The organism is Vibrio sp. 10N.261.52.C2 (assembly GCF_041471425.1).
Lineage (GTDB): Bacteria > Pseudomonadota > Gammaproteobacteria > Enterobacterales > Vibrionaceae > Vibrio > Vibrio crassostreae_C.
Genome location: NZ_JBFROH010000035.1, coordinates 26013 through 46989, shown reverse-complemented (window position 1 = coordinate 46989; position 20977 = coordinate 26013). Strand labels below are relative to the sequence as shown.

Below are 20977 nucleotides of genomic sequence, written 5' to 3'. Positions count from 1 at the left end.
TGGGAAGCGGCGGGAGCTTTTAAAAGTAGAAGGAGACCTACTTTGAGACTGTTGAAATTACCTATTATGTGTTGCTTAGTTATTGCAGCTCCAATCTCTGCTCAAACTTTAGAACAGGCCGTAGCCATTACCTTGACTACAAACCCTGAGATAAAGAGTATCTTTAATGAGTTTGTGAGTGTACGGAAACGAAATGACGCCGCAGGTGGTGCTTATAGACCTAGTATCGACCTGGATGCTGGTATTGGTTACGAAGGCATAAACCCTGCACCAAATAACGGCCCCGATACCGATCTCACAAGAAAGGAAGCGACGATTTCCCTCACTCAGTTGCTGTGGGATGGTTCATCGACTCTCAATGATATTGATCGTACTGCCGCAGAAGCAGAATCGGTTCGTTTGCAATTGCTCGCGGATGCCGAAGACAAAGCGCTAGAGGTCACACAGATCTACTTAGACGCAGTCAAAGCAACTGAAGTTTTAGCCCTTTCGGAAAGTAACCTCGCTATCCACAAGAAAATCTATAAAGACATCAAAAAGCGTGCAGTCTCAGGCATAGGCTCAACCGCAGATGTATCTCAGGTAGAAGCAAGGATTGCAAAAGCTCACGGCAACTTATTAGCCGCACAGAACAACCTAATTGATACCCACACCCAATTTAGAAGAATAGTGGGTCAAGAACCGCTTGGCTTAGTCTACCCAAGAGCCGATATTTCTATGATTCCTCTGTCATTATCAGACGCGCTTGTTGATGCTCTGGACCAACACCCAGTCATCAAAGTCGCGACTGCAGATGTCGATTCAGCGCACTTCCAGTACAAACAATCAAAAGGGGTTAACTACCCGACGTTCTCTATCGAGGCATCTCAATCATGGCGAGATGATGCTGGAGGCGATGAAGGTTCGAGCCAAGAGACTTTGGCAATGTTGAGAATGCGATACAACCTCTACAACGGTGGTACCGATAGTGCTAATTCAGAAGCTGCAGCTTACCAACTCAATAAAGCAAAAGATCTAAGAGATCGTGCTTATCGACAAGTTGAAGAAGGCCTTCGCCTCTCTTGGAGTGCATTGGATCTGACGTTACAACAAAAGAACTTCTTGTCTGATCACGTGGATTCGGCGTCAGAAACCGTTATCGCTTATGAGAAACAATATCGAATCGGCAAACGTACGCTACTTGATCTGCTTAACACTGAAAACGAATTGTTTGAAGCCCGCAAAGATTACTTAGATGCGCATTACTCTGAACAGTACGCTAAATACCGTGTAATGAACGCGACAGGCTCTCTATTGAACGCTCTACTGGTCGACATTCCAGACGAGTGGACAACGGCAGTGGAGTATTAATGATGAAGAGACCTTATTTATTACTTTCCGCATTAACGATAACGCTATGTGCATGCTCTAGCCAAAATGAAGAGCCCTACATAGAAACGCCAGAAGCGGAGCAAATTTCTGACCTGCAAGACGATGATAACGATGGTGTGGTCAATGCACGAGACACCTGTCCTGGCACACCAGAGTCGTCTCTGGTAGACAACGAAGGCTGTGGAGAGACGGTTAGCTCGCAAGAAGTCAGACGGCTGAACATCCTTTTCGCCAATGACTCCTATAAAGTTAACCCTATCTTCTCAGATCAAATCACTACCATGGCTGAGTTCTTAGAAACCTACCAAAGTGCATCGATAGAAATTCAAGGTTACGCCAGTAAAGTCGGCGCGAGTGAATACAACTTAGAGTTATCAAAGAAGCGCGCTCACCACGTTGAAGATGAATTATTGTCGAATGGTATAGACCCGAGCCGAGTAAGAGTTGTCGGTTACGGTGAAAACCGCTTAGAGAGCGATGGCAACGATGCTACTTCTCATGCACTGAACCGTCGAGTAACAGCAACGGTTGTCGGGCTGAATGAGCAGATCGTCGAGGAGTGGACCATATTTACCACGCTAGAAAAATAACATGACACTGTCACTCTGGTCATCCAAAACGATCCGCAATTCATGCCGATCAAAATAATGAGTTGAATCTAGGAGTTTTAGATCATCAATAACTAACCAAACTAAAAATACTAGCAGTTAGGATCAATAAAGCCGAGATAGGAAACCCTATCACGGCTTTTTTGTTCTTTGCTGTCACATGAATCGGGGAGGATGATTCTGTGACTCGTCTTGCTACTCAGAAGTTAGCTTGTTAATCAGTGAATAGGCTCGCCGTTAAACGAGCCTACCGCTGATTATAGTTTTACTTCTTGTTGCTTTGCTGTTTTCGGTAAAGAAACGCTTAGCAGGAAGTAACCTAGAATTGCAGCTGTTGTAGATCCCATCAGGATGCCTAGTCGAGCTAGTGTGTCAAACTCTACATTCGTTGGGCCAAATGCTAGTGATGAAATAAAGATAGACATTGTAAAACCAATACCACACAGGACAGATACTGCGAAGATGTTCATAAAGTTCACACCTTCAGGGAGCTTAGCAACACCCAATTTCACCGCACCCCAGCTGAATGCAAAGATACCAAGAGGCTTACCAATCAATAGACCCATAGCGATACCAAGTGGTAGCATACCTGTTAGGCTTGAGATTGAGATACCTTCCAATGAAATACCTGCGTTTGCAAAAGCAAAGACTGGCAAGATTGCAAAAGCGACGTATGGGTGCAGAGCATGTTCTAGATGCTTCAGCGGAGAATGTTCACCTTTATTGCCTTTCAGTGGGATAGCAAAACCAATTACTACACCAGCCAGCGTTGCATGAACACCAGACTTCAATACTGCGAACCACAGAATTGCACCAACAATAAGATAAACACTCAGCTTAGTCACATGCTTGTTGTTTAGCATGAACAACACACCAGTCGCGATGAAGCCAACCGTTAACGCAAGCGTTGATAGGTCGCCTGAGTAGAACAGTGCAATGATAACAACAACGCCAAGGTCATCGATAATTGCTAAAGCCAATAGGAACACCTTCAAGCTAACCGGTACACGGTTACCAAGAAGCGCCATGATACCTAATGCGAATGCAATATCAGTTGCCGCTGGGATAGCCCAACCTTGAAGCGCTTCTGGGTTACTTGAGTTAAATAGCACGTAAATAAGTGCCGGAGCTAGCATACCGCCAACGGCTGCGATAGCTGGGAAGATTGCTGTCTCTTTAGACTTTAATGCGCCTTCTAAAAGTTCGCGCTTAACTTCTAAGCCGATAAGAAGGAAGAAGACAGCCATTAAGCCATCGTTAATCCAGTGAGACACAGACATACCAAGAACGTAACTATGCAATACGCCTTGGTACATTTCGTTCAGTGGTGAGTTTGCTACAAACATTGCGATCGCCGCAGCGATGACTAGTATGATGCCGCCAGCAGATTCCATTTTAAAGAAGTCACGGATGACGTCGGTCATGATTTCGCCCTTATATTTATTATTTAAATAAACGAATAACAAAGAATAACCATGAGTTTATATCCAAGCGTAATCGATAGATAATCACTTCTTCGGATGTTTAACTTCGGTTTTTCCTACAAATACTAAACAATACGTCGTATATTCCATAATGTTGTTATGCACCATGAATTAAGTATAGATGAGATCATCGAACCTGTATGCACAATTCATTGGGGAACGCTAAAAGGCGCAGGCATAAAAAAAGGCTATCAAATTATAGCCTTAGGTGTTTTTTAGTAGCCAGTTAACTGCATAAAGCCTGTCGCTTCATGGCTCCCGCTCGCCTTAATCGGCCCTTCCCAATATGGTATGACAAATGGAAGCCACATATCCCTGCGTATAATACGCGTTGTGAGGTTGATATCATGCTTAGGGACGTTAATGATCCACTGCAAAGGCATCCGTCTTCCATTCATCAACGTTGTATTTTGCAATGGTTGAATGGAAATGTCGGATTCCGTTAATTGGTAAACTTTGCCTGAGCGCGTTGCTAATGTCCCGAATATGTAAGGCAACTGTTGGTTATGACGATAGCGGTTAATGCTCAGCGCTGTGCCGTCATCGAGGTTAAATACAAACCAATCCCAACCTTGTTGGCCCACTCCAAGTAAGCCACTGCCCCACTCTTTATGTACCCACGCAGTTCCTTCCACTTCCTTGGTAACGCCGTCTAGGTTCAACACACCGCTCAACGATAAAAATGGAGCGCTGAAGTTATAAGACGCGACAGGTAATAAGTCGTGCTTTTTCTGATAACCGTTATCGCCGTTGAGCACATAGGGCCCTTTTGCAATGGTGTCGAGTTCTAGTCCAAACGTATCAGTTTGCACTTGAAGGCGCCCGGGGAATGGGGTGTTGCCGAGTGCACGCCAGTTCCAGTTATCAATCCAAAGTCTGAATGGACGATTAGTCATTCCCGCTTGGCCAATACCGCCACGAGCCATGCGCTGTTCTTTCCATACTTTGGACTTAGAAGAGACCACCACATTTGAGATATAGACTTGAGGGCTTTGCCACCCCGGTGTTTCACGTTCGTCCGTTGCGATACGAAAAAAACTCCACTGAACCGAATAGTCTTTACCATCATCACCTTTCAAAGACGCGAAGTAATGCCACCACTCGTGCTGAAACTCTGGGTGGAACTTAAAATCTTGTGGTAGCGAAACATTACGGTCTGGCAAAACAGGTTCGAACACATTGAAGTGTTCATTAACCAATATTGAGTTAACTTCATTCACGCCCTTTTCACCAGGATCGATGAAATAGGAGTAATAACCCCAAACACTTAAAAAGATGCCGAAGAAACTGATTAATAGCAGAGAAGACAGGATTCGTTGTCTTAACTTATTTGAGGTATTCCGTAAAAACATACTAAAGCGCATCCCTCAGTGATTTCATCGGAGTATTCCGAATCATTCTCATCACTGGCAAAGCACCAGCTAACATCAATGCTGCCATAGCCCACGCAAATGTCTGTAAATAGTCCCAGGGAATCACTTGCAACTCGAGTGACCACCCAAAAGACTGCTTGATCACGATATCGACGATCAAACTAGCCAACGCTAAGCCGAGCGGTATCGCAATTAAGGAGGAAATAAGCCCGAACACAAACAATTGTAAGCTACCGGTCAGAATCAGTTCTTTCGCTGAGACACCTAAACAGCGCTGTAAAGATATATGCCTTTGTCGAGACACTTCACCCGCAACCGTTGCAAAGAAAATACCGAAGACGGCGATAACCAAGGTGATGTTACCTAATGTATCTGCAATCGCGAACGTCCTATCGAACACCCGCATCGCTTGACTGTGGATGTTGTTGTTATCGAAAACGCGCTCGGAGCCAAGCCTGAATACGCTTTCTAATCGGCTGCGAAGCCCTAATGAATTCACATCGTCTTTGAGTATTACCCCAAGGCCGACATTACCCCGCCCTGCAAAGCCATACAGCCAGTTTCGATGCGACATCATGACTTGATGGTAAGGATTACCGTAATCGTAATAAACACCGACAACCTGCCAACCAGAGCCGAGACTATCATAGAGGTCAATGTAGTCGCCAGGGCGAATCCCCAGCTTGAGAGACATCGATTCACTGATCAACACGCCTTTAGAGTGATGTAAGTGATACCAGTAATTCGGAATACCTAATTTGATCGTCAGCGCTTCTAGCTCACCTTCAGAAGGCCCCGTACTGACCACCTGAATACTACCGACTGGAGACGCCACATCTTTCTCCCAACGCCACCAAACCGAATCCACTTCAGGTTGGTCGGATAACCAATTACTCATACGAGCAGCGGCATTATTGGTTGGGTAGATATACAGATCGGCAGCCAAACGCTGTGTTAGCCATTTATCAGTGGTATCTCTAAAGCTACCGACCATGGTTTCTACACCAATATTGGCTGTTAAGGCTAACATAAACGCCATCGTCGCCACGCCACGGTAGCTCATACTGGAAGCTGCATCAGCAAAGAACCAGCGAGCACGAACCCAGCGCAACGAATAAGAGAGGCTGTTAAATAACTTCCACATCAAAAACGGGGTAAATAGCGCCACACTGATCAGCATTAGCGCGATAATCGCAAAACCCGTTTCTTGAGTCTGAGGGGCTTGATACACAGCAACAGCAGCAACCAAGAAGCCACAGCCAATCAACGCTTGCCAAGTGAACTCGGTACCCGCAAAACGCATCAAAGACAAACGAGAAGACAGACGAATCGGTTGAGACTTAAGTAAACGAACCAGTGGCCACGCACACGCTAAGAAAGCACCAATCAATGCCATCAGTAAGCTGTAACCACTCCAACGCCAATTCCAGTCGATCGTTAAGCCGACGTTAGCGTCGTATAAATCGCCCAAGCTTGAAGATACGGCAGGTAACAATTGGTTTGCTAGCATCACGCCAAATACATTGCCGCAGATCCAGCTCAGTAAAACCAATAGCAGTAACTCTAAACAGAGCGCTTTAGTCAGTTGCCAACCAGACACACCCGTTTGTCTTAAAATCCCGACTAACGGTTGACGCTGAATAAAAGAAAGCGACATTGCTTGATAGAAAATGAACAAGCCAACCACAAACGACAGCATACCCATCGCTTTTAGGTTTAAGTGGAACGCACTGGTCAGCGACTCAAGCTCTGCCTTAGAGCTACGAGAGATCGTCAAACCATTAGGTAACATATTTTTAAGACGTTCAAACTTCTCAGTGGGCATGTCTGAACAAGCAATCACTGAAAGCCCAGCACTTCGTTTAAGCATTCGGAGCAAGGAGATATCCGCAATCAACCTTGTACCATTAATCATATTATTTTGATCAACAACCACAGGACCAAGTTCAGAACCATCCATCAAAGGGATGTAATCACCGTTGTGCCATTCCATGTGTTCAGCAAGATCATCACTGACAAGGATTGGATATGGTGGCTTCATGAGGTTCAAAGCGGTGAGATCTTTTAACGCTATACCAGGTTGTAGCTGAAGCATAGAAACAGGATCTATACCGACAACCATGAAGTTTGCGCCATTTTCATCAGTGATACGATGGTGATCAAGAGGAGAACACTGTTGAAAACCTTCACGGCGAAGTTGGATATAAAAGCCTTGCGGGATTTTATTGGCGTTGTGTTTTGGTCGAATACGGTAAGGAAGAGGATTCGAAAAGAGTTTTTCGCCATGCGCATAGCTTTGCTTGGCGTGTTGGTTGATAGCAGTAACACCAACCAAAAGTGATACGCCGAGGGTTAAACCAAGCCATACCAAAATAATCTGCAGTGGGTAACGTCGATAGTGACCGAGTAGTGCCTTAACTACGGGCCATAACATGCAGTTGCCCTCCTTGCAGACGGATCCTACCATCCATATGCAGAGCTACTTTTTCACTGTGTGTTACCAACAGCAACGTACATTCTAATTGACGAGCCAAAGAGGTCAGCAAACGCATTACCGCTTCTGCATTACGCTCATCTAAACTACCGGTCGGCTCATCGGCCAGCAATATTTTTGGTTCCATATACAGCGCACGCGCAATGGCCGCACGTTGTTGTTGGCCACCAGACGCTTCTTCAGGGTAACGGCCAAGTAAAGGCATAAGATCTAAAGCAGAGAGAATCTGTCTCCAGAGACCTTTGTCTTCAGGTAAGCCTTTTAACTGGCGGCAAAAACGGATGTTATCGGCAATATTTAACGTTGGCAGTAAGTTGAATTGCTGAAAAATATGGCCAATGTTGTTTCTGCGATAAGCGGTGCGGTCACGCTCGGTTGAGTCGTGCATATTGAAGTGAGGAAAAGCGATTTCACCTGAGTCCGCTAGGTCTAAGCCCGCGATAAGATTCAGTAAAGTACTTTTACCTGAACCGCTTTCTCCCATTAATGCCAGCTGGTCACCTTGGTTTAATGTTAATTCAGCACCTTGCAAAACAGGGTGAAACTCCCCCCCATCGACATAGCCTTTACATAGGTCTGACAGCTTTAACATTAAACAGCTCGCATTAGTTAGAATTTGGAAGGAGAATCTACACTAATTCCCTGTTAGGAGGAAGTATTTTGAAAGATAGATCACACGCCAACGATAAAGTGATGCGATTGGTGCGCCCTACTTCAACTTCCTATCAAGTTTTTAATCCATTTTCTTGTTTTCATGCGATAGAGCGACCCGCCCCACTTGAGGACTTCTTCCGTTAGGAAAAGCAGATATACCCACTCAGGTGGAAACTTAAAATAGATAGCCGCGATGGCTGCCAATGGGATACCGATCACCCACTGAGCAATCAAATCTTGATAGAGGCAGAACTTCACATCACCACCCGCTCTCAACACCCCAACGATCACAGTCAATGGCACCGAGCGAATGACAATACCCACACAGAGGATCAGAATGAACTTCTCTGAGAGGGCTCTGGTTTCTTCCGTCAGTGCGCTAAAGGCATTAAGTATTGGCGTTTGAACGAAATAGAGAAAAACGGCTACAACAATACTAGTTAAGAAACACAAAATTGTTAAGCCAAGCGCTTGATAGTAAACCGCTTCATTGTTTTTCGCACCAAGTTGATTACCCACCAAAACAGCTGCCGCATTCGAAAGGCCAATCAATAAACTCAATGAGATAGATTCAACCGGCGTCATGACCGATAGCGCAGCCAGACCTTGAACGCCCGATTGCCCCATGATCGCGTGGTAAGCAAACAAACCACCCATGCTAAGAAGTTAAACGTGGTCGGCAGAGACAGCTTCAAGAAGCGAACCACCTTATCAATCGAAGCTGCCGCTTTAATATCGCAAAACTTAAATGCTAATAAATGCTTAGAGAAATAGAGATAACCAAACAAAGTCGCGACTTCAATCGCGCCACTCAGTACCGTCGCAATCGCCGCACCTTTGATTCCAAGCGCAGGAAAGCCTAAGTTACCGAAGATCAGCACCCAGTTTAAGAACACGTTAGACAGGATGCCGATACCGCTGAAAAATGTACTTAGCCCGGGTTTGTGCATCGCTCTCAAACCCACAGCCATACTGCTGACACACGATACCGCTAGCATGCTAAATGACGTAATTACGATGTATTCAACGCCTAAGTTGATGACCTCTTGAGAGTCGGTCGTCACGCCCATGATTTGTGCAGGAAATGAAACGAAAAACGCGATAGTCAGTAAAGCAAACAGTGTCGACACCAGCCACGTCAGCGCAGTGCTTTCTCTCACACCTTGTCTATTACCCGCGCCCCAATATTGAGCAGTAAGAAGAGCACCGCCCGTGGTAACACCCACCAGCATAATGGTCGTCACGAACATCGCTCGGCTCGCCACACCCACAGCTGCGATGTCTGCTTCGCCAAGTTGACCCAACATCAATACATCCACCAAGCCTCGGCTTGAAAACATAATGCTCTGCAAGGTGATAGGCAGTGCAATCGCAATAAGCCTGCGAACAAAATCACCTCGTGTGTGATGAATAATTGAAGAGAGCAACATAGAGAGATACCTAAACGGAACGTATTGATGAATAAAGATAAATATCGCGCTATTATATCAATGTTCGGTTTTTAACCACAGATATAAATGGAGTAACAATGAAGAAAGTACTGGTTTTAGGGGCTTCTGGATATGTTGGTTCGCAACTCCTCCCTCTCCTGCTTGAGCAAGGCTATCAAGTCACGGCAGCAGCAAGGCATATCGACTATTTAAAGGCACGGACCGAGCCTCACGAAAGCTTATCGCTTGAGTATCTTGATCTGGCCGATCAAGCTGCGACACAAGCCTTAGTCCCCGACTTTGATCTTATCTTCTTTCTCGTCCATGGCATGGCAGAAGGCCACGACTTTATCGATTATGAGCTGAACTTAGCCCGTAACTTTGTTTCTGCTCTTGGGCCAAAGAATCAACACGTCATCTACCTGAGTTCTTTACAGCCTCAGACTGGTGATTCAGAGCACCTTCAAGCGAGAAAGAAAACCGGCGAATTGCTTCGTAAAGGGCCTGTACCCGTTACCGAACTTCAAGCTGGCGTGATCATTGGCCCAGGATCTGCGGCATTCGAGATCATGCGAGATTTCGTGTACAACTTGCCGATTATGATTGCGCCAAAATGGGTTGACTCTAAAGCCAACCCGATTGCTTTGCAGAACCTGAACCACTATTTACTAAAACTCGCACAAGACACGCCTAGCGAAAGCCAAACCTTTGAGGTTGGCGGGCCGGATATTGTCTCTTACCGAAACCAATTTGCTCATATTGCCAAAACTGCCGATCGTCCACTCAGGCTATGGGCGACATCGCTACTGACACCAAAGATTGCTTCATATTGGTTAGGCGTGGTGACTTCTGTACCGTCTAACATAGGTAGAGCACTACTTGCAGGCTTAAAGCACGACTTCATCGCCAGTTCGACCATCATTAGAGAAAAGTACCCTCAGAAGCTTATCTCGTTCGAAAATATGGTTGAACAAGCCATTCACGCTGAAGGAAACTTTGTCAAAAGCAATGTATGGGGCTTTGATAAAACCGCATTCAAACGCTGGCAAGCTGGGTATGGCTATTACCCGAAGAAAACAGGCGCAAGTATCACCTCAAGCGCTTCATTGGAATCGCTTTGGCATGTTGCTCAGCAAATCGGAAGCCCGAAGCAAGGTTACTTCTTTGCTAACACTTTATGGCGCACACGCGAATGGTTGGATGTTCTTTTCGGTGGCGGTGTACCGGTTCGACAAATGCCAGAAGGGCCCAACCTAAAAGTCGGTGACAAAATCGATTCATGGAAGGTCATTCGCTGTGAAGAGAATCAGTTTTTATCTCTGCTTTTCGGTATGAAAGGCCCCGGTTTAGGGCGACTCGAGATTACTGTCTCTGACCACGGTGACTCTCGCGAGCTGAATATCTCGGCTTGGTGGCATCCAAAGGGGTTTCTAGGGTTACTGTATTGGTTTGCTATGATGCCAGCCCACCTGTTTATTTTTAAAGGCATGGTGAAGGCAATTGAGAAGCAAGCTAAAGAACAGGATTAAAAGCAGATGCGGGATTCGAGTGTCGAGATGCGAAAAGATTAAAAGCAGATGCGGGATTCGGGTAACGAGATGCGAAAAACTAAAAGCAGATGTGGGATTCGAGTGTCGAGATGAGAAAAGATTAAAAGCAGATGCGAGATTCGGGTAACGGGATGCGAAAAGACTTAACAGCAAATTAGCGACACGCGCTATGAGAGACAAAAAAGAGCGGATAATTCCGCTCTTCGTATCTCTCATCTCGAATCCGCTATTAGCCGATAACGCTAATTGGGATCTCAGCCAGTTGGTTGCCTTGGTTAGCAGGGTAAACGATGTATTCACCGTGATACTTCACCGCAGACTTATAGTCCGTTACTTTGTGAAGCATGAAGCCCGCTTCCATCGCCGCCTGGATGAACTCGGCGTGGTTGCCACGAACAAACCAGTTCATTGGCTTAACCATCAACTCCCCGTCGAAAGAGTCGTCACACTGTTTACCGCATAAAGCAAAAGAGTGCTCGCCATCGGTGAAGAATTGAATCTTGCCGCCAGTCGTTAGCTCGTCTTCACTCGATACGCTCCAACCCATCTCGTACATTTTGTCCATGAACGCTTCAACATCACTGTCTTTTAGCGTTTTAGGCTCTTCGCCTTCAGGGAAAAAACGTCCGTAAAACGCAGAAATACGTTTAAAGGTAAAAGTTAAATCAGAGTTATTGCCTTTTGAGCGACCCTGTTTCTGCCAGCGAACCAAGTCAGGCACAATCACGCGATCATAAGCTTGGGATTTAATTGCCTTTGTTACCCAACGAACCAAATAAAGGTTGTTCGCGATAGGTGCGTCAATGGCCTTGCCAGACTTATGTAGAGCATATAGCTCGCCTAGCGCATCATTCACTAACTTCTGAATTTCAATATAGTATTTTGACATTATGCCTTCTTTCCTAATGTCCAATATAGTAATGCTGACATTACTGCACATGCAGCCATTACCATAGCCATAGACCCAGCACTGTCACTTGGCAGCATCGCAACGATAGCCCCAACGACAGAACCAGTACCAAATCTTAATGTTCCCGCAAGCGATGAAGCCGTGCCTGCCATGTTTGGATAACCACTGAGCAATAGACCCATAGAGTTACTGCCGATAGTAGAGATGGTGCCAATAAATAGCATCACAAACGGCACGATTCCCCAAAGCCCGAGATCCAGCGCCCAACCGACAAGTAAACCTACGCCAGCCAGTAATTGGATGACCAACGCTGCCCTCAACATTGTATGAGAACCGACCTTCTTAACGATTCGACCATTGATTGTCGTCATCAGAATCATCGCAACAATGTTCAGACCAAATAGGTAACCAAACAGGTCAGGACGTACGCCATAGACATCAATGTAGACAAAAGAGCCTGCAGTTAAGAATGCAAACATCCCAGAGAACGAGAATGCACCCGAGAAAATCAAGCCCATAGCGGTCGGGTTTTTACATAAACGGGCGTAATTACGAATCGTGGTTTTAAAGCGCAATGGTTGTCGGTTTTCTGCAGGAAGCGTTTCTGGGATCTTCATCGATACCGCCAGAATCACGATCACCGCAAAAATAGCCAGAACCCAGAAAATTGAACGCCAACCGAACCACAACGCTAAGTAACCGCCAATCATCGGAGCAACCAATGGCGCAACTGTCATCACCAAAGTAACGAAAGACATGGTTCTTGCGAAATCTTCACGATCGAACATATCTCTTACCACCGCTTGGATGATAACGGCCGCCGCAGCACCAGCAAAACCTTGAGTGGTACGGATGTAAGTCAGCGCTTCAATGCCATGAGTTGTCGCACTCACCATAGAAGCGATAGCAAACAAGAACACACCAATAAGCAGTACAGGCTTGCGACCATAGCTATCCGCCAACGGGCCATGCAGCAACTGCCCCAGCGCGAAACCTGCGGTATAGGCTGTTAGCGTGATTTGTACCTCACCCGCCGTCACACCAAGATCTTTAGCAATGGTCGGCATCGCTGGCAGATACATATCAATGGCTAGCGGAGTAAGTGCACCAATCGCACCTAGAATCAAAAACAGCACTAAGCCTAATTGAGGTGTTTCTAGTTGGGAGCTTTGGCTCTGTGAGGTCGATGTTTGCATGGTTCTCCGAATGTTCAACTGATAGAGCTAGGGACTAGCGTGAGTACGCGAGTCAAAGATTGGCTGAGACTTTCCTAGTACCAGTCAACATCATCAGCCGACGCTATCCATGGTCGGCTTTACAACGAAAGGGCTATTTCCAGCAAAAGTGGTCTCTTGTTAAGAACAATTTCTTGTTAAGAGCAACTTCTAGCTAAGGACTACTTCCAGATTGAATCGACTTCTTCTTGCGTTAGGTAACGGTATTCACCTAACTCTAAAGATTCGTCCATCTCAATTTCGCCAATACGTTCACGGTGTAGTGCTTCTACCTTGTTACCAAGAGCAGCAAACATACGTTTAACTTGGTGGTATTTGCCTTCGTGAATCGTTAGCAATACTTCACGCTCTGCACGAACTTCTAGGTGTGCAGGAAGTGTTAGGCCATCTTCGCTCTTAAGCTGGATGCCCTCTTTGAATTTTTCAACGTAATCGTCTTCAACAGGTTCAACCAACCAAACACGGTACGTCTTCTCGCACTTGTGCTTTGGCGAAGTGATACGGTGAGACCACTTACCATCGTCGGTAATCAATACAAGACCTGTTGTATCAATATCTAGACGGCCAGCAAAGTGCAGCTTGTCCATTTTGATTTCATCAAGTAATTCAAACGCGATACGATTTGCGCCATCTTCATGCGAACAAACAAAGCCTTCAGGCTTATAAAGCATGATGTAACGTGGGCCGTGAACATTCAGTTCATTGCCTTGCCATTCGACAACGCACTCTTCAGTTACCTTGAGTGAACCGCTTTTTTGAATGACATCATTTACTGTCACTGCCTTGGATTTTAATAAGTGTGTTGCTTCTCTTCGAGTGACGCCTAATGCATCGCACAGAAATTTATCTAAACGCATGAATACCTCAACTAATCTAAGTCGGGTATTATAGTCACCTTTGCTCAATTAGTTGAGCTATTTCACACTATTTGTTTTCCTTCTTACAAGACGCGATATGTATACACTCCGCCCGTACCAAGCTGATTCTGTAAAATCAGTGATTCATTACTTCAGAAAACACCAAACTCCGGCAGTGCTCGTGCTTCCGACAGGTGCAGGAAAAAGCCTTGTGATTGCAGAGTTAGCAAGGCTTGCGAAAGGTCGAGTGTTGGTGCTTGCTCACGTAAAAGAGTTGGTTGAACAGAACCATGAAAAGTATGAAGGTTACGGGCTGAAAGGCTCGATTTTCTCTGCGGGTTTAGGACGCAAAGAGACCGACCAACAAGTCGTGTTTGCTTCGGTGCAATCTGTGGTGCGAAATCTCGATTCATTCTCTAACCAATTTTCGCTGTTGGTTATCGACGAATGCCACCGTGTTCCCGATGAAAAGACCAGTAGTTATCAGAAAGTCATCACTCACTTACGCGAGAATAATTCGGGCATCAAGGTGCTTGGATTAACAGCGACCCCATATCGTCTTGGGATGGGTTGGATTTATCAATACCACACTCGCGGTCAAGTGCGTTCAGATGAGCCACGTTTCTTCCGCGACTGTATCTTTGAGCTGCCGATTCGTTACCTGCTCGATGAAGGTTTCTTAACTCCTGCACGCATGATTGATGCACCCGTGTTGAGCTATGACTTTTCGCAGTTAAAGCCCGCGAGCACTGGTCGCTACAAAGAAGCAGAACTCGACATGGTGATCGAGCAATCGAAACGAGCGACCCCACAGATTGTCGATCAGATTATTCACCTAGCCCAAGATAAACTAGGCATCATGGTATTCGCTGCGACCGTTCGACACGCGCAAGAGATCCTCGGCTTATTGCCAGAAGGTGAAGCTTCAATTGTGATTGGTGATACACCAACTCTCGAACGTGACCAAATTATCAGCGACTTCAAAGAACGTAAAATCAAGTTTTTGGTTAACGTATCGGTATTAACCACAGGTTTTGATGCGCCACACGTCGATTTAATCGCGATTTTGCGCCCGACAGAATCCATCAGTTTGTATCAACAAATCGTTGGCCGTGGCTTACGCCTATCTCCGGGTAAAAAAGAGTGTTTGGTGCTCGACTATGCGGGCAACAGTTACGACCTCTACCAACCTGAGGTTGGCGACCCTAAACCCGATTCAGACAGTGAAATCATCACCATCCCTTGCCCTGCGTGCGGCTTCAATAATAACTTTTGGGGCAAGCTAGACAGCAATGGCTTCTTGCTTGAGCACTTTGGGCGCAAATGCCAAGGCTACTTTACCGATGAAGACACGGGCGAGCGCGAGCACTGTAATTATCGCTTCCGAGCGAAATATTGCGGTGAATGTGGTGCTGATAATGACATTGCTGCGCGCATTTGTCATGAGTGCGATGCAACCTTAGTCGACCCAGACAAAAAGCTAAAAGAAGCACTGAACCTAAAAGATGCCTTGGTATTTGAATGCTTGGAAATGGACCTCAACGTGCTTAAAGACGAGAAAGGTAAATCACAACTTAAGGTCACCTATCGCGGAGAAAACCAAGCGCAAGTGCATGAGTTTTGGTCATTAACCAGCAAAAAGCAGAAGCAGAACTTCAAAGACCAGTTTGTTCGCCCTCACCTTGCAGACAGACATCGCCCTTTCGAAGAAGCCTCACCGACGAAAGTGGTTGCTCACCAACATAGATTCCGCCCACCTCAATTCGTGATTGCCCGTAAAGTCGGACGCTTTTGGAAAATGAGAGACAAGATATTCGAAGACGAACTACAGCAGCGTTAAGGTTAAGAATAAAAGTAAGTCTTACGTTCTTAACACTCGGCAATTAATCTTATGTATTAAAGCCTGCGCCATTTAAGCGTTAAGTTTTTCGGTATCAAATTCTCATTATTAATCAGGTTCACTTTCTGTTCAGAATTACTTTTTTATACTGAACGCTATCAACCTTCTCTAGGATTCGCTATGTTTAGTAAAGCTATGATTTCTTTGTTTTCTATAAGCTTAGGCTTATTTGTTTCTGCTGGCGCATGGGCTGACTCACATCATAATGGTCATGAATTAGTGCAGGACGTTCATAAAGCAGGAACCAGCATCGAATTTGAAGAAGATCAAGACGAAGTCTATGAAGCCGTACGAGAAGGCTACATTCGCCCTTTCTCAGAAATGTATGCGGCGGTTGAAAACGATCTTCATGGCAGAATCATTAAAGTAGAACTAGAAGAAGATGACGACATTTGGGTGTATGAACTAAAAATCAATTACCAAAACAACATCATCAAAGTCGAATACAACGCTGAGACGTTAGAAATGCTTATGATCAAAGGCCGCAACTTTAAAGACGCAATTAAACACGGCGACTAGTTACGTACGACGAAGAGCTAAGCACGACGAACAGTCATTAGAAGAAATTAGAAGAACAATTATGAAAATTTTAGTCGTTGAAGATGAGCCTCGTTTGGGCCAACAAATTATTGAAACACTTGAGGGGGCCGACTGGGTTCCAGAGCTCTCTCAAGATGGTATCGACGCACTCTACCGTGCAACGTCAGAAGAATGGGACGCGATTGTCCTCGATTTAGGTTTACCTAAGCTTGACGGCCTAACGGTATTAAAAGGCATTCGAGACGAAAACATCAACACGCCAGTGATTATCTTAAGTGCTCGTGACACGCTAACTCAACGTGTTGAGGGCTTGAACGCCGGTGCTGATGACTACCTAACTAAGCCATTTGAGATGGTCGAGCTGATTGCCCGTATCCGAGCTCAACTGCGCCGAGCATCAGGCAGTGCTGCTCCGATACTTCAAATCGGTGATCTAAGCCTAGACACACGCAGTTCTAAAGTGTTGTGGCAAGGTCAAGCAGTTAGCCTCACGGCGCTGGAATATAAAGTTGTCGCGTACTTCATGCATAACCAAAACAAGGTTATCTCGCGCACTGAGTTGGTTGAGCATATCTACAAGCAAGACTTCGACCGAGACTCAAACACGGTTGAAGTGTTCATCGGTCGTATTCGTAAGAAAATCGCACCAAAGATCATCAAAACCGTTCGTGGCCTTGGCTACCAACTGAATGCTGAATAGCTCAGTCGTCAATCACGCCAAGAGCAACCATTAATTAAGTGGACAGCCTGTTCTGATCATCGCAATACGATAAGTTACGATGAGCAAAGGCAGGTTGGAAATGCATGAATCTAAAGAAACGAACACTTAAAAACATCAGTTTAAAAAGCCGCTTGCTCCTTGCTGCGGCTTTTTGGCTAGGTGCGATGATATTAGCGGCTGGTGTCGGGATTCCGAAACTGGTTAACGACTACCTCGTCGATGACATGAAGCAGCAGCTTGGCTTAACCATGGATGAGTTAACCGCCAATATCGAAACCAATGACAGTGGTAACCTGATCATGGCAGAGCGTCTGTCTGATCCTAGGTTCAACCAGCCCTACAGTGGTATTTATTGGCGCGCCGCTACCCAAGAGCAGATCATTCGATCTCGCTCGCTATGGGATAAAGACCTCACCATCAAGCGTTCACCGATTCACACATCAGTCAAAGGGCCAGAGAAAGAAAAGCTGATTTACATCGAGCAAGATATCTACCTGCCTGAACTGAGCGACCCTGTCACGATCACCATTGGTATTGATGAAGATCCATTAGAATCCACACTGACAGAGCTTACTGGTCAAGTCTGGTTGATCCTAATGTTGCTGTTTGTTGGCGTGCTGATGTTGATCGGTATTCAAGTCAGTTGGTCGTTATTACCGCTCAGCAAGATGCAACGCGAACTGGTAATGCTAAGAAACGGCGAGCAACAAGGGTTAAGCGATAACTACCCGAAAGAGGTTTCTCCATTAGTCTCTGACCTCAATGCCCTGCTCTTTCACTATCAAGAGTTATTAGAACGAGCTCGTAACCACGCGGGTAACTTATCTCATGCGTTGAAAACACCGCTTTCAGTTCTAAAAAATGAGATAGAGCGACTTCCAGAGGATGACAAGGCACTGCTGCAACAGCCCATTCATCAGATTCAAAGCCAAATTGATTATCACCTTGGCCGCGCTCGTATGGCAGGTGCAATGAACATTCTTTCGGTGAAGTCTTCACCTTGTGAGCGTGTTGAAGCTATCTCAATGGCGTTTGATAAAGTCTACGCAGCCAACGAAGTCACCATAATTAACGAGCTAGACTCTGAGATTGAAGTGGCAGTAGAAAAAACCGACCTTGATGAAATGGTCGGCAACCTACTCGAGAACAGTTACAAGTGGGCGGGCAGCATTATTCGCGTCCATGCAAATGAACTCGACGATGGCAACATAGAGTTGGTGATTGAAGATGATGGCCAAGGCATTCCTGAAGAGAAGCTTGAGCAAGTGACCAAACGTGGCGTCCGACTTGATGAAACCACACCAGGAACAGGCTTAGGGCTTAATATCGTAAATGAAATGGCACACAGTTACCGAGGCAGCCTAACGCTCAGCAAGAGCTCAATGGGCGGCTTAAAAGCTTCTCTGGTGCTTAAAGTAAGTAAAGGCTGAACAAGCTAAGTAAAAGTTAAACACAATAAGCCCTAACGTAATGCTAGGGCTTAATTCTATCGACCTTATATACAACTCTATATATCGTTCACAGCAACATCCAAAGTTTGTGAATTATCACTAAGGGTCGTTGCTCCAATCGTTAATACCCGGCCATCAGTGTAATAGTCATGATCGTCATTGATCACTTCCACCGTTGCTAATGGGTACTTGTCTAACTCGATGTCTGGTAGTAACGTTCGTATCTGATTAGCAAGCCGATCTCGCTCTTCATCAACATTAGGCTCAATGTTATGAAGCACGGTCACAATGCCTGAGTAAGGCGTGACTTTAAGGCCATCATCATAGCTAATTGCGCCTAACCACTGAGGCTGGTTAGTTTTAATATCAACACCTGCACGCCACCAACGAATATGGCTGCGCTTCATCAGGTTACCCGGCAATTGAAAAGCCATATCTTGCGGCTTGTCTCGCCAATATAAATCAGACACTGGCGGCGTTTTTTCTCTAAGCAATGCGAGATAACCAACCCATTCAATCTCATTTCGAGAGAAGGTTTGATTCTCTATCCAGCCTAATTGCTTCATTAAGTCTCTTGGGGTTGCTCCAACATAAATTACGTTGATCGCTTGCGCCGAGTAGAACGAAGATTTACCGGGGAACGCTTTATAGGTAACCGAGTTCCAGTCGACTTTGTTTATTTGAGCCGTCTCTGGTTGATTCTGAAAGTCATCCGCTTTCCAGAAAAAGTGAGCGTAGTTCGCAAACAATACCCACGCCAACAACAGCGCACTAGACTTAAGTACTAAGCATCGCCACTTCATTCGGTAACCGATAATGGTGAAGACTAATACCGCGAACACACCAACGATCAAGCTATTATGCTCCGAGATAAATATCTTAAGGCTATTAAGCCACGGGAAGTTTTCAACGCCGTGCGCCAGTAACATGCCCCAAGCAATGAACTGCCCTCCACCAAGGGCCAAACCGATAAACGCCAACACACTAAAATTACGCCACGGTACACGATGCGAGCCAGCTATAAATGGCACAACCCAAGCGATAGGCCCTAATAAACGAGCAAAAAGAATGATGTATGTGCCTTTGCGAGCAACCAGATAGCGGCAGCGCGCAATTAATCTTTTGGTTTTAGGGCGAAACTTAATGAGCCTTCGTTGCACCTTAACACCGTATTTATAACCAATGAAATAACTGAGTTGATCACCAAGCAAACCACCTAGCATCACCAAAACCAACGCCATCCATGCACCTGAATACAGTTGAAAGCCCGCTGCGATAAAGAACGGCTCTCCCGGTACAAATAGGTTTGGGCCAATGAGAGCATCACCCAATGCTCCCAGAAACAGCCCTAGTCCATCAAACATAACAACCTCAATGCTTACTGTTCTTTGTAATGACCGAACTTGTAGTTCATCTCGTTGTTACGCATTTCGCCTTTAAAGAAGCGTCTTACATTGGCTTTAAGATAAGTAGAGCCTGTCTTCACAACGCCATCTTGATCTAATCGACGTGGGTCAAAGCCAAAGGTCATATTTAGGAATCTAAATCGCCATGTTTTGCTCGCACGTTTTACATAATCACAGTCCTCACAAAGGACGATCTCTTCATCAAAACCGCCGATCTCATCATGCGCCCGTTTAGTCGAGAAAATACATGCGCCAATCGCCGTCGGGAAAAAGAACTGAGTAGTAAACAAGCCTGCGTTAAATAGCTCGTAACCAAACTTGTGTACAAGCGGCAAACCTTTCGAGCTCATGTACACACCCGCCACTTCAAGCTTCTTCTCTTCTAGTTCATAAAGCGCTTTCGCAAGGAAGTTTCGAGGCAAGCTCACGTCAGCATCTAAGAAAAGGATTCGGTTGTATTGCGCCAAAGCAGCCCCGGTGTTTCGACCAAGGCTAACACCGCGTTCTTGCATATGGTGGACTGTCAGTTTTGGCAATGCACTTTCATAGGCTTGTGCGACTTCTCGGGTGTTATCTTCACTGTTCGAGTCGACAACAATCACTTCAAACTCTTGGTGGGTTTGCACGCTCAACTCTTCCATTAAGCGGCTAATGCGTTTCTCTTCGTTTAGCGTAATTACGACAATGCTTACCGGTTCCATATTTTCACCTATTCATTCTGCTGTTTAATTGACACTAAGATTAACGAACTAAGACTTAACCAAGTCTTAGGCAAACATTCATTTTCCGTTCATTAACTTGATGATTTAGCAGTGATATAAATAGATAAGGATTGCGATGTAAAAGGGAGTAAAATGCGCTAAACAAGCGTTAGCGAACGTTTTATCTCCAAACGAACCCATTATCGAAGGAAATTCACTTTGAGATGTGCTTCTGACTTGCTCATATTGGAATGTGATGTTAGTATCCGCGCTCGCTTAAGCATGAACTTTT

Annotated in this window: 16 protein-coding genes and 1 pseudogene; 7 read left to right on the top strand and 10 right to left on the bottom strand. The window is 45.5% G+C overall.

Annotated elements, in window-relative coordinates; all coding sequences use genetic code 11:
* Positions 1 to 42: 42 nt before the first annotated feature.
* Both AB4307_RS14285 and AB4307_RS14280 read left to right on the top strand, forming a co-directional pair.
* Complete coding sequence (locus AB4307_RS14285; protein WP_372132165.1) at positions 43 to 1350, top strand: TolC family outer membrane protein; 1308 nt, start codon at positions 43 to 45, stop codon at positions 1348 to 1350.
* Positions 1350 to 1961: an OmpA family protein gene (locus AB4307_RS14280; protein WP_372132162.1), complete on the top strand. Its 612-nt coding sequence runs from the start codon at positions 1350 to 1352 to the stop codon at positions 1959 to 1961. Before AB4307_RS14285 ends, AB4307_RS14280 begins: the two co-directional genes overlap by 1 nt.
* A gap of 275 nt (positions 1962 to 2236) precedes the next feature.
* Here the strand turns inward: AB4307_RS14280 and nhaA are convergent, their stop codons facing one another.
* From nhaA to AB4307_RS14255, 5 genes and pseudogenes are all read right to left on the bottom strand, one after another.
* Complete coding sequence (gene nhaA / locus AB4307_RS14275) at positions 2237 to 3403, bottom strand: Na+/H+ antiporter NhaA (protein ID WP_010441484.1); 1167 nt, start codon at positions 3401 to 3403, stop codon at positions 2237 to 2239.
* A gap of 275 nt (positions 3404 to 3678) precedes the next feature.
* Positions 3679 to 4827: a lipocalin-like domain-containing protein gene (locus tag AB4307_RS14270; protein WP_017070605.1), complete on the bottom strand. Its 1149-nt coding sequence runs from the start codon at positions 4825 to 4827 to the stop codon at positions 3679 to 3681.
* Positions 4817 to 7270 (bottom strand): ABC transporter permease, encoded by a 2454-nt coding sequence (locus AB4307_RS14265; RefSeq protein ID WP_137001714.1) that lies wholly within the window; start codon positions 7268 to 7270, stop codon positions 4817 to 4819. The genes AB4307_RS14270 and AB4307_RS14265 overlap by 11 nt, the downstream gene beginning before the upstream one ends.
* On the bottom strand, positions 7251 to 7922 hold the full coding sequence (locus tag AB4307_RS14260; protein WP_017060385.1) for an ABC transporter ATP-binding protein: 672 nt from the start codon (positions 7920 to 7922) through the stop codon (positions 7251 to 7253). The genes AB4307_RS14265 and AB4307_RS14260 overlap by 20 nt, the downstream gene beginning before the upstream one ends.
* 122 nt (positions 7923 to 8044) lie before the next feature.
* Positions 8045 to 9414, bottom strand: a pseudogene (locus tag AB4307_RS14255) (MATE family efflux transporter).
* 98 nt (positions 9415 to 9512) lie between these two features.
* Here AB4307_RS14255 and AB4307_RS14250 point away from each other — a divergent pair.
* Positions 9513 to 10943, top strand: a complete 1431-nt coding sequence (locus AB4307_RS14250) for a DUF2867 domain-containing protein (protein ID WP_017066073.1) — start codon at positions 9513 to 9515, stop codon at positions 10941 to 10943.
* A 250-nt stretch (positions 10944 to 11193) separates the two neighbouring features.
* Here AB4307_RS14250 and AB4307_RS14245 read toward each other — a convergent pair whose 3' ends face one another.
* From AB4307_RS14245 to rsuA, 3 genes are all read right to left on the bottom strand, one after another.
* A complete protein-coding gene (locus AB4307_RS14245; RefSeq protein ID WP_017060382.1) occupies positions 11194 to 11853 on the bottom strand; it encodes a DUF2913 family protein in 660 nt (219 codons plus the stop codon).
* On the bottom strand, positions 11853 to 13070 hold the full coding sequence (locus AB4307_RS14240) for a Bcr/CflA family multidrug efflux MFS transporter (protein WP_372132159.1): 1218 nt from the start codon (positions 13068 to 13070) through the stop codon (positions 11853 to 11855). The genes AB4307_RS14245 and AB4307_RS14240 overlap by 1 nt, the downstream gene beginning before the upstream one ends.
* A 200-nt stretch (positions 13071 to 13270) precedes the next feature.
* Positions 13271 to 13966: a 16S rRNA pseudouridine(516) synthase RsuA gene (gene rsuA, locus AB4307_RS14235; RefSeq protein WP_017060380.1), complete on the bottom strand. Its 696-nt coding sequence runs from the start codon at positions 13964 to 13966 to the stop codon at positions 13271 to 13273.
* 97 nt (positions 13967 to 14063) lie between these two features.
* Between rsuA and radD the strand changes: the two genes are divergently transcribed.
* The 4 genes from radD to AB4307_RS14215 all read left to right on the top strand — a co-directional run bounded on the left by radD (position 14064) and on the right by AB4307_RS14215 (position 18557).
* Positions 14064 to 15806, top strand: coding sequence for a DNA repair helicase RadD (gene radD, locus AB4307_RS14230; RefSeq protein ID WP_017066075.1), 1743 nt, complete (start codon positions 14064 to 14066; stop codon positions 15804 to 15806).
* Positions 15807 to 15986: 180 nt separating this feature from the next.
* Positions 15987 to 16385: a PepSY domain-containing protein gene (locus AB4307_RS14225; protein WP_017066076.1), complete on the top strand. Its 399-nt coding sequence runs from the start codon at positions 15987 to 15989 to the stop codon at positions 16383 to 16385.
* Positions 16386 to 16446: 61 nt separating this feature from the next.
* Positions 16447 to 17106 carry a response regulator transcription factor gene (locus tag AB4307_RS14220; protein ID WP_017060377.1) on the top strand — a complete coding sequence of 220 codons (660 nt, stop codon included), beginning with the start codon at positions 16447 to 16449 and terminating at the stop codon, positions 17104 to 17106.
* A 104-nt stretch (positions 17107 to 17210) separates the two neighbouring features.
* On the top strand, positions 17211 to 18557 hold the full coding sequence (locus AB4307_RS14215; protein WP_017060376.1) for an ATP-binding protein: 1347 nt from the start codon (positions 17211 to 17213) through the stop codon (positions 18555 to 18557).
* Positions 18558 to 18634: 77 nt separating this feature from the next.
* Here AB4307_RS14215 and AB4307_RS14210 read toward each other — a convergent pair whose 3' ends face one another.
* Together AB4307_RS14210 and AB4307_RS14205 are read right to left on the bottom strand one after the other, a co-directional pair.
* Positions 18635 to 19942 carry an LssY C-terminal domain-containing protein gene (locus AB4307_RS14210; RefSeq protein WP_372132156.1) on the bottom strand — a complete coding sequence of 436 codons (1308 nt, stop codon included), beginning with the start codon at positions 19940 to 19942 and terminating at the stop codon, positions 18635 to 18637.
* Between the two features lie 14 nt (positions 19943 to 19956).
* Positions 19957 to 20685, bottom strand: coding sequence for a glycosyltransferase family 2 protein (locus AB4307_RS14205; RefSeq protein ID WP_372132153.1), 729 nt, complete (start codon positions 20683 to 20685; stop codon positions 19957 to 19959).
* Between the last annotated feature and the right edge of the window lie 292 nt (positions 20686 to 20977).